Annotated in this window: 8 protein-coding genes and 1 rRNA gene; 7 read left to right on the plus strand and 2 right to left on the minus strand. The window is 72.5% G+C overall.

Annotated elements, in window-relative coordinates; genetic code table 11:
• Positions 1-429: 429 nt before the first annotated feature.
• The 7 genes from ACIHEI_RS32250 (at position 430) to ACIHEI_RS32280 (ending at position 8,239) form a co-directional block, all read left to right on the plus strand.
• Positions 430-2,991, plus strand: a complete 2,562-nt coding sequence (locus ACIHEI_RS32250; protein WP_396609181.1) for a SpoIIE family protein phosphatase — start codon at positions 430-432, stop codon at positions 2,989-2,991.
• 55 nt (positions 2,992-3,046) lie between these two features.
• Entirely contained in the window at positions 3,047-3,955 is a 909-nt protein-coding gene (locus ACIHEI_RS32255) for an IS982 family transposase (protein WP_396609182.1), read from the plus strand.
• Between the two features lie 275 nt (positions 3,956-4,230).
• Positions 4,231-4,785 (plus strand): GPR1/FUN34/YaaH family transporter, encoded by a 555-nt coding sequence (locus tag ACIHEI_RS32260; protein ID WP_392955480.1) that lies wholly within the window; start codon positions 4,231-4,233, stop codon positions 4,783-4,785.
• A gap of 167 nt (positions 4,786-4,952) precedes the next feature.
• Entirely contained in the window at positions 4,953-5,342 is a 390-nt protein-coding gene (locus ACIHEI_RS32265; protein WP_392955482.1) for a GntR family transcriptional regulator, read from the plus strand.
• Positions 5,339-6,229, plus strand: coding sequence for an ABC transporter ATP-binding protein (locus ACIHEI_RS32270; RefSeq protein WP_396609183.1), 891 nt, complete (start codon positions 5,339-5,341; stop codon positions 6,227-6,229). The genes ACIHEI_RS32265 and ACIHEI_RS32270 overlap by 4 nt, the downstream gene beginning before the upstream one ends.
• Positions 6,226-7,227, plus strand: a complete 1,002-nt coding sequence (locus ACIHEI_RS32275) for an ABC transporter permease subunit (protein ID WP_396609184.1) — start codon at positions 6,226-6,228, stop codon at positions 7,225-7,227. The genes ACIHEI_RS32270 and ACIHEI_RS32275 overlap by 4 nt, the downstream gene beginning before the upstream one ends.
• Before the next feature lie 145 nt (positions 7,228-7,372).
• Positions 7,373-8,239: a winged helix-turn-helix domain-containing protein gene (locus tag ACIHEI_RS32280; RefSeq protein ID WP_396609185.1), complete on the plus strand. Its 867-nt coding sequence runs from the start codon at positions 7,373-7,375 to the stop codon at positions 8,237-8,239.
• A 5-nt stretch (positions 8,240-8,244) separates the two neighbouring features.
• Here the strand turns inward: ACIHEI_RS32280 and ACIHEI_RS32285 are convergent, their stop codons facing one another.
• Positions 8,245-9,135, minus strand: coding sequence for a phosphatase PAP2 family protein (locus ACIHEI_RS32285; protein ID WP_396609186.1), 891 nt, complete (start codon positions 9,133-9,135; stop codon positions 8,245-8,247).
• Positions 9,136-9,219: 84 nt separating this feature from the next.
• Positions 9,220-9,305, minus strand: a 5S ribosomal RNA gene (gene rrf / locus ACIHEI_RS32290); the annotation flags it as partial.

Below are 9,305 nucleotides of genomic sequence, written 5' to 3' on the forward strand. Positions count from 1 at the left end.
GCGGGCGGCGCCGACCGCGTGCCGCGCGCAGCGGCCGTCGTGGTTCCGGACACGTCCTTGGTCGCCGAACTCAACGGGGCCCTCCCAGGTCCTCACTGTCACCGCGACGGAAGGGCCGGAGAAACGGCCCGTCGATTCCCCGCCGTCCCCTCGACCGTACTGCGGTGGTGACGGCACACGGACCCCCCAGTGTGACAGCACTGGCACCCGGTGTCGGACCGGTTGCGGAGGGTTTTCGCGGGCGACCAGGGGAACGACCGGAGAAAGTCGTGAAGGAAATCACCCCCAGGGGCTTGTTTCAGCTCCCCGCCCCCGCGGGGTACCAACCGGAAAGTAGGGTGGAGGGCCGCACCGGGTCGAGGCGACCCCGCCCTGGCCCGCCGCAGATCCCGCCCCACCCGACGTACCAGCAGCAGAGGAGACGTGGCCGTGGTCACCGCGCGCGCAGCCGCCACCTTCGAACCGGTCGACCGGTCGGCCGCCGCGGCCCGCGGCTTCGTCCGGGACGCCCTGCTCGGGTGGGACCTGCCCGAGGTGGTGGACGACGCCGTGGTGCTGGTCAGCGAACTGGTCACGAACGCCGTGGTGCACGCCGGGACGGCCGCCGAGGTGGCCTGCGTGCGCGAGGAGGAAACCGTCCGGATCGAGGTCAGCGACCGGCACCCCGAGCGCGGCCAGACCTCGTTCGCCAACGTGACGCTCAACTCCGACCGGTACGCCGACCCGGACAGCGAGGGCGGCCGCGGCCTGCTCATGTGCTCGGCGCTGTCCAGCAGTTGGGGCATCGAGTACGCGGCCGGCCGGAAGACCGTCTGGTTCCGCCTCGCCCTTCCCCAGCAGCAGCCCGGCACCCGGTACGTGCTGCCCAGCCTGCCCGGCGGCGAACTGCCCGCCGCGGACGGGCCGGTGCGGGTCGCCGTGGTCCAGCTCGACGACCACGGCCGGATCCGGCACTGGAACGCCGACGCCGAATCGCTCTTCCAGCTCCCCGCCGACGCCGTGTTCGGCCGCCCCTGGGCCGAACTCGCCGTCTGGCCGCAGACCCCCGGCCTCGGCCTCGGCGACACCCTGCGCCTGGCCCGCTGGGAGGGCAGCTACACGGTGCACGGCGGCGACGGCGCCGCCCGCGAGGTGTACGGCGCCCACGTCCGGCTGCGCGACAGCGGCGGCGCGCCGATCGTGATGTGCCTGCTGGTGCGCGAGTCCGACCGCGCGGTGCTGCGCACCCCGGGCACCGCCGCCTCCACCGAGGCCGCCACCACCGCCGTCGAACCGCTCGACCTGCTGGTCGGCCCGGTCGCACCCGACGACCTGTCCAGCCTGCTGCAGCGGATCGTCGAACGCGCCCGCGACCTGCTCGACGCGGACGCCGCCTACCTGATGCTCACCAGCGAGGACGAGACCGAGTTCGAACTGCGCGCCGCCACCGGCCTGGCCGGCCCGGCCCGCCGCTTCGCCCGGCTGCCGATCGACGGCGGCGCCGGCCGCTTCGACTCGGCCCGGCTCCCGGCCGTCCACGAGGACCTCGCGGTGCGGCCCGGCGCCGCACCGCTGCTGGCCGGCACCGACCTGCGCTCGCTGATCACCGTCCCGCTGAAGGTCGAGGGCCGCCTCACCGGCTCGCTCGGCGTGGCCGCCGCCCCGCCCGGCCGCTACGACAACGAGGACGCGCTGCGCCTCCAGTTCGCCGCCGACCGCATCGCGCTGGCCCTGGAGAGCGCCCGGCTCGGCGAGCTGGAGCGGCTGCGGCGCGGCTCACTGTCCTTCCTGGTGGAGGCCTCCGACCTGCTCGCGGGCACCCTCGAGCACGAACAGACGCTCGCCCTGATGGCGCAGATGGCGATCCCCACCCTGGCGTCCTGGTGCGCCGTCTACACCACCGCGGACGCCGCCGCCGGCGCCGACCTCGCCTTCGTCCTGCACGAGGACGAGGACCGGATCGACGCGCTGCGCGCCCTGCTCGACAAGACCCCCGCCCCGGAGGCGGTGTACAGCCCCGGCGCCCGCACCTGGGCCGCACCCGCCGAGACCGCCCGCGCGCTGGGCCTGGCCGACAGCCCCGAACTGGCCGGGCTGCTCGGCGAGACGGTGGTGCTGCCGCTGTCCGCCCGCAACCGGGTGATCGGCCTGCTGGTGCTCGGCACCCGGCGCGGCGTCCGGTTCCGCCAGGAGATCCTGGAACTCGGCGAGGACCTCTCCCGCCGGGCCGCCCTGGCGCTCGACAACTCCCGCCTGTACTCGGAGCGCACCGCCATCTCGCAGGCCTTCCAGCGCGCCCTGCTGCCGCCGGAGCTGCCGAAGATCCCCGGCGTCGAGGTCGAGGTGTTCTACCAGGCCGCGGGCGAGGGCAACGAGGTCGGCGGCGACTTCTACGACCTGTTCCCGATCCGCGAGGGCACCTACGGCTTCGCCATCGGCGACGTCTGCGGCACCGGCCCCGAGGCCGCCTCGGTCACCGGCCTGGCCCGCAACTCGCTGCGCCTGCTGGCCCGCGAGGGCCTGAGCGCCCCGCAGGTCCTCACCCGGCTGAACGCGGCCATCCTGGACGAGGGCAGCCGGGCGCGCTTCCTCACCCTGCTGTACGGCGAGCTGACGCCCCGCGAGGACGGCTCCACCGCCCTGTCGCTGGTCTGCGCCGGCCACCCGCTGCCGCTGCGGCTGCGCACCGACGGGCAGGTCGACCAGGCCGCCTCGCCGCAGCCGCTGCTCGGGGTGATGGACGAACTCGACCTGACCGCCGAGGAGTTGGTGCTCGCCCCGGGCGAGGTGCTGCTGTGCGTGACGGACGGCGTCACCGAGCGCCGGGAGGGCCGCCGGATGCTCGGCGACGACGGTCTGATCGAGGTCCTGACCGGCTGCGCGGGCCTCACCGCCGGCGCGGTCGCCGCCCGGGTGCACCGCGCGGTGGAGCGCTTCGCACCCGAGCCGCCGTCCGACGACATGGCGATCCTGACCCTGCGCATCCCGACCCAGCGGCTCAAAGATGATTGATGCCAAGGGCTCGCTGGCGCGCATGAAATGACGCGAGGGAGTCCAAAGGTCGGTTGTGACGCCTGACCTGGACTCCCTCGCGACCGCACTCTACGTGAAGACCGATGACCTGCTGAAGGAATCGCCGCATCTGGCACCGTGGCGTCCCGAGATCGGGATCGCACCCCGGCTTAGCGACGCCGAGCTGGTCACCCTGGCGGTGATGCAGGCCCTGCTCGGCTTCACCTCCGAACGCCGCTGGCTCCGTCACGCTGACGCTCACCTGCGGCACCTGTTCCCCTACCTGCCCGGGCAGTCGGGCTACAACCGGCGCCTGCGCAAGGCCGCCGACCTGATCGCTCAGGTCAACCGCCTGCTTGCGACCGACACTTCGCTGTGGAGCGACACCGTGTGGGTCGTGGACTCCACCCCGGTGGAGTGCGGGCGCTCCCGCGAGACCGCGAAGCGCTCCGACCTGGCCGGCTGGGCCGAGTACGGCTACTGCGCCAGCCACTCCCGCTACTTCTGGGGCCTTCGCCTGCACCTGGTCTGCACCCTGCACGGCCTGCCTGTCACGTTCGCGCTGACCGGTGCCAAGGCCGACGAACGCCAGACCCTACTCGGAATGCTCCACGCCGAGCCCGACCTCGTCCGGCCGGGCCAGACCCTGATCGGCGACCGGCACTACTACGGCCGCGCCTTCGAACACGAGCTGGCCGAGTGGGGCGTCCACCTGCTCCGGCCGGCCCGCAAGGGCGAACCCGAGCGGGCCGGAGCCAGACTGTTCAAGCCGCTGCGGCAGATCATCGAGTCCGTCAACCAGACGTTCAAGGCCCAACTCGACCTCGAACGCCACCAGGGCCGCACACCGGCCGGGGTGATGGTCCGTGTCCTGCAACGCATCCTCGCGCTGACCTCGGCGATCTGGCACAACGACCGAGCCGGTCAGCCAGTTATGCGCTCGCTGACCGCCTACGACCACTAACCCTTCGCATCATTCATCTAGTCACGTTTTGCTCACACTTGCTCGTTCAGCGCGGTTCACAAGGGTACAAATCCCGGAGGCCGGGTAGACCGTAGGCGCCGGGGGATTCCACCCCGGAGGGCATCGACCGGCGGCTCGGCCGCCGGTTCTCTCATTCGCCGCAGCCGCCGCACCCCTCTTCGGTGCGCCCACGACCCGGCACCCGGAACCACCTCGCACACCCACCCTTCACCGCGATCTCGCCATGCCCTGGCGCAGAGTGAAAGGAGCCTCCGGTGAGCAATGACGCCTCCGGGGCGAACGCCCGATCCGCAGACGCGGGTCCTCTCGGTTACCTGGCCCTCGGTCTCACCCTGCTCGCGTACGGCCTGCTCGGCACCGGTGTCCTCAGCGGCACCTCGTCCGGCGGCGCCTCCGCGCTGGCTCACCTGGTCGGCGGGGTGACGCTGTTCGTCGCCGGCCTGTGGCAGTTCCGCGGCGGCGACCGCTTCAGCGGCACCGCGTTCACCGCTCTCGGCGCCTTCTGGGCGACCTGGGCGGCGGCCGGCGGGGCCGGTCGGCACACCGCGGGCCTGTTCCTGCTGCTGTGGGCGCTGCTGGCGCTCACCCTGACCGCCGCCTCCTGGGGTGACGGCCTGCTCGCCCGCGCGGTCTACGGCCTGCTGACGCTGTCCCTGGTGCTCAGTGCCATCGGTGTCCTCAGCGACTCCGGCGGCTGGGGCAAGGTCGGTGCCTGGATCGCCGCCCTCTCCGGCCTGGCCGCCTGGTACTGGGCCACCGCCACCCTCACCGGCGGACGTTGGGGCCGGGTGGCACTCCCGGTCAAGTAACCGCCGCAGTCCCCGAGGCCCGGACGCCACCCCCACGGCGCCCGGGCCTCGGCATGTCTGCGCCCGCCCGCATCTCTCCTGGTCAGCGCCCTTGATGAAACCCTTACTTGACGATCCGTCGGATCATCAGTTCTATAGTGCTAGGAAGCTAGATAAATGAGGTTGTGGTGATCGAGTTCCACATCGAGCCCCGGTCCGGTGTCGCCCCTTACCTGCAACTGGTCCACCAAGTACGGCAGGCCCTCCGACTGGGCCTGCTGCACGAGGGCGACCGGCTGCCGAAGGTCAAGGACGTCGCGGCCAAGGTCGCGATCAACCCCAACACCGTGCTCAAGGCTTACCGCCAACTGGAGAACGAGGGCCTGGTCTCCCCCAAGCCCGGCGTCGGCACCTTCGTCACCGGCACGCTCGGCGACCCCGCCACGTCCGAACACGAGCCGCTGCGGCAGGAGTTGCGCCGCTGGCTGGCCTCGGCCCGGGCCGCCGGACTGGACCCGGAGTCCATCGAGGCCCTCTTCCTCCAGACCTTCCGAAGCACCGTCGAAGAGGAGCGATGACCGCGATCGTCGAAACCCGGGCGCTGACCAAGCGCTACGGCCGCCGCACGGCCCTGGCCGACTGCACCCTGACCGTCCCCGCCGGACGCGTCGTCGGGCTGGTCGGCCCCAACGGCGCCGGCAAGTCCACCCTGCTGCAGCTCGCCTGCGGCCTGCTCACCCCCACCAGCGGCACCGTCGAGGTGTTCGGCCGGCCCCCGGCCGCCGACAGCGCCCAACTCGGCCGGGTGGGCTTCGTCGCCCAGGACACCCCCACCTACGCCGCCCTGAGCATCACCGACCACCTGCGCCTGGGCGCCAAGCTCAACCCCCGCTGGGACGCCGCCCTCGCCGAGCGCCGCATCCGGCAACTCGGCCTCGACCCCACCCAGCGGGCCGGCCGCCTCTCCGGCGGCCAGCGCGCCCAGCTCGCCCTCACCCTCGCCGTCGCCAAACGGCCCGAACTGCTGCTGCTGGACGAACCGGTGGCCGCCCTCGACCCACTCGCCCGGCGTGCCTTCCTGCAGAGCCTGATGGAGTTCGTCGCCGAATCCGAGTCGCAGGCCACCGTGGTGCTCTCCTCCCACCTGGTCTCCGACCTGGAACGGGTCTGCGACCACCTGATCGTGCTGGCCGGCTCCCGCATCCAGGCCGACGGCGAGATCGACGACCTGCTCGCCACCCACTTCCGGCTCACCACCGCCCGCCGCGACGCCGACACCCTGCCGGCCGGCCTGCGGGTGATCCACGCCGAACACACCGAACGCCAGAGCACCTTCGTGGTCCACGCCGACGCCGCCGTCGACGACCCGTCCTGGGTGATGGAACCGCTCGGCCTGGAAGACCTCGTCCTCGCCCACCTCGAAGCCACCGCCGACCCCCGACCCGCCCTGGAGCTCCAGCGATGATCTGGCTGACCTGGCGCCAGTTCCGCGCCCAGTTCATGGTGGCCGCCGCCGTACTCGCCGCCGCCACCGCCTTCCTGCTGATGTCCGGCCTGGACCTGCGGGACAAGTACCACGACCTGACGTCCGGCTGCCCCGGCGGCGGCTGCGCCGACGGGAACCAGCTGATCGACACCTACGCCTTCCCCTACTGGACGGGTACGACGCTGGTCATCGTGGTGCCCGCACTCATCGGGGCGTTCTGGGGCGCGCCGCTGATCGCCCGCGAGCTGGAGACCGGCACCCACCGGCTGATCTGGAACCAGGGCATCGGCCGCGGCCGCTGGCTGGCCGTCAAACTGCTGCTGGTCGGCGTCACCGCCGTGATCGTCACCGGGCTGCTCAGCCTGCTGGTGACCTGGTTCTCCGCCCCGCTGGACCACCTCGACCACGACCGCTTCACCCCTGTGCTGTTCGCCGCCCGCGGCATCGTCCCGCTCGGCTACGCCGCGTTCGCCGTCGCCCTCGGCACCTGCCTCGGCCTGTTCCTGCGCCGCACCGTCGCCGCGATGGCCCTCACCCTGGCCGCCTTCGCCGCCGTCCAGATGCTGGTCCCGCTCGCCGTCCGCCCCCACCTCGAGCAGCCCGTGCACAGCGTGATCGCACTGGACGCCGACGCCCTGAGGTCCACGCGGATGCTCGGCTTCACCGGCGCCCACGGGCCGTCCGCGACCTTCGTGGCCGGCATCGACAAGCCCGGCGCATGGATGCTCTCCAACAGCTCGCCCGTCCAGGACAGTTCCGGCCGGACCCTCACCCTCGGCACCCAGCCGTGCGCGAACAACAGCCACGACGTCCCGTCCGAGGAATGCCTCGCCCAGGCGAACCTGCACGTCGCCATCGACTACCAGCCCGCCGACCGCTACTGGCCGTTCCAGTGGATCGAGACCGCGATCTACCTCGCCCTCGCCGCCGCCCTGGCCGCCCTCACCACCTGGGGCCTGCACCGCCGCCTCGGCTGATCAACGCACAGGAGCGGCCGAAGCCAACGCAACTGGCTTCGGCCGCCCCCTCACCCTACGACCGACCGAGTCGCCGGCTGAACGATCCCGCAATTCACTCCCGCCCCACCGGCCGATTGCTAGGGTCTCCGATCGGAGGCTACGCATGGGCCAGTGGCAGGTGGGCACGGAGACACTCGCCGCATGCCGTTTTACGTTCTCGCCGCTGGTCGAGACCGTCGCCACCCTCGGCATCCTCGCCGAGATCCGGCCCGAACCCTGGCGCCGCGCCTGGCTCGCCACCCACCAGCCCGCGTTCCACCAGCACCTCGCCACCGCGCCCCAGCTCGCCGACTGGCTGGCCGGCCGCCAAGCCGCCTACTGGCCCACCGAGTTCCGGCTCCCACCGCCCGACCCGGACGCCACCCCGCACGAGTTCGACCTCACCAGGCTCGACCTGGCCCCCGCACTCGCCGAACTCCTCGGCTGGACCTGGCAGCACGTCGTCCGCCCCGAATGGCCGGCCCGCCTGCGTGCGCTGCGCGCCGACGCCACCGGCCGCCGCCGCCTCGCCGACCACCACGGCTGGCCCGCCGCCCTCCCCGTGCTCGGACCCCGGCACCGCTGGCTCTCCACCGGCCGGCTCCAACTCACCGTCCCCACCGACGGCCCCCCGGACGCCGAGCTGCTGTTCGTCCCGACCGGCGCCCGCCACGGCTGGATCACCCAGGACGCCACCCGCGTCGCCGTGATCTACCCGATCTCCGCCGCGCCCGTCCCCACCCCGCGCACCCCGCCCGCCAGCCTCGGCCGCCTGCTCGGCAGCGCCCGCGCCGAACTGCTCGCCGGCCTCGACCGCCCGCGCGACACCGTCCAGCTCGCCACCCTCACCGGCCTCAGCCCCGCCGCCGTGGACGACCACCTCACCGTGCTGCTCGACGCCCGCCTGGTCGCCGGCGCCCGCTCCGGCACCGCCGGCCGCTACTACCGCACCGCCCTCGCCGAAGCCCTGCTCTCCGCCCAGCCCGGCTGAGCCCGTCAGCCCTCCACCGCGCTGGACTCCCGCTCCTGCTCCGCGGGAAGCACCGCCACCGCCTCCTCCGGCTCCTCCGGCTCCTCCGGCCGGCGCCACCCCGACAGGGCCGCCTGCACCAGGTAGACGGTCAGCAGGATCGCCAGCGCCACCAGCCCGTCCGCCCAGAAGTGGTTGGCCGTCACCACGACCACCCACACCGTCACCAGCGGGTGCAGCACCATCAACCACCGCCACGGCCCGCGGGCGACCGTGATCACCGCCACCGCCGTGATCACGCACCACGCCACGTGCACCGAGGGCATCGCCGACAACTGGTCCGCCACCACCCCCGCGACCGCGTTGCCGTACACCGACTGCCCGTACTGCGCCGCCAGATCCACGAACCCGTTCCCCGGCAGCATCCGCGGCGGCGCCACCGGAATGAACTGGATCAGCAGACACACCGCCGTGGTCGCCACCACCGTGGTCCGCACCCACGCGTAACGCTGACGGTGCCGCAGGAACAGCCACAGCAGCACTATCAGCATCACGCCGAAGTGCATCGTCGCGTAGTAGTAGTTCGCCACCTGCACCAGCCACGGATGCCCCACCACCGACCGCTGCCAGCCCGCCTCGTCCGGCAGCCCCAGTCCCAGCTCCGTCCGGTGGATCCAGTCCGCCCGGTCCAGCGCATGGTCCGTCCCCACCAGCGACAGATGCCCCACCACCTGCCACAGCGCGAACAACGCCAGCAGCGTCCCCGCCTCCCGCAGCACATCCGCCGCGACCCGCCCCCGACGCCACTCCCCCGTACTGGCCCGCCGCGCGGCCACCCGACCGACGGTGAACGCCGCTCCGTACAGCGCCGCGGAGGCCGCGGCCGAGGTTTGCCAGGTCAAGGTCAGGTTCTGCATTGGCGAAGGTTATCCGGAAATTTTCCGGCCGGGAATGCAAAGAAGCCCCCTGACATCCCGTCAGGGGGCTTCTTCTGAAGAATTGTTCGGCGGCGTCCTACTCTCCCACAGGGTCCCCCCTGCAGTACCATCGGCGCTGTGAGGCTTAGCTTCCGGGTTCGGAATGTAAC

The sequence above is a fragment of the Kitasatospora sp. NPDC051984 genome, assembly GCF_044593455.1.
Classification (GTDB): Bacteria; Actinomycetota; Actinomycetes; order Streptomycetales; family Streptomycetaceae; genus Kitasatospora.

Bases quoted from the DNA above. Each gene is read 5' to 3' on its own strand.
- ACIHEI_RS32275 (WP_396609184.1), top strand. From the start codon at position 6,226: ATGATCTGGCTGACCTGGCGCCAGTTCCGCGCCCAGTTCATGGTGGCC.
- ACIHEI_RS32270 (WP_396609183.1), top strand. From the start codon at position 5,339: ATGACCGCGATCGTCGAAACCCGGGCGCTGACCAAGCGCTACGGCCGC.
- ACIHEI_RS32285 (WP_396609186.1), bottom strand. From the start codon at position 9,135: ATGCAGAACCTGACCTTGACCTGGCAAACCTCGGCCGCGGCCTCCGCG.
- ACIHEI_RS32280 (WP_396609185.1), top strand. From the start codon at position 7,373: ATGGGCCAGTGGCAGGTGGGCACGGAGACACTCGCCGCATGCCGTTTT.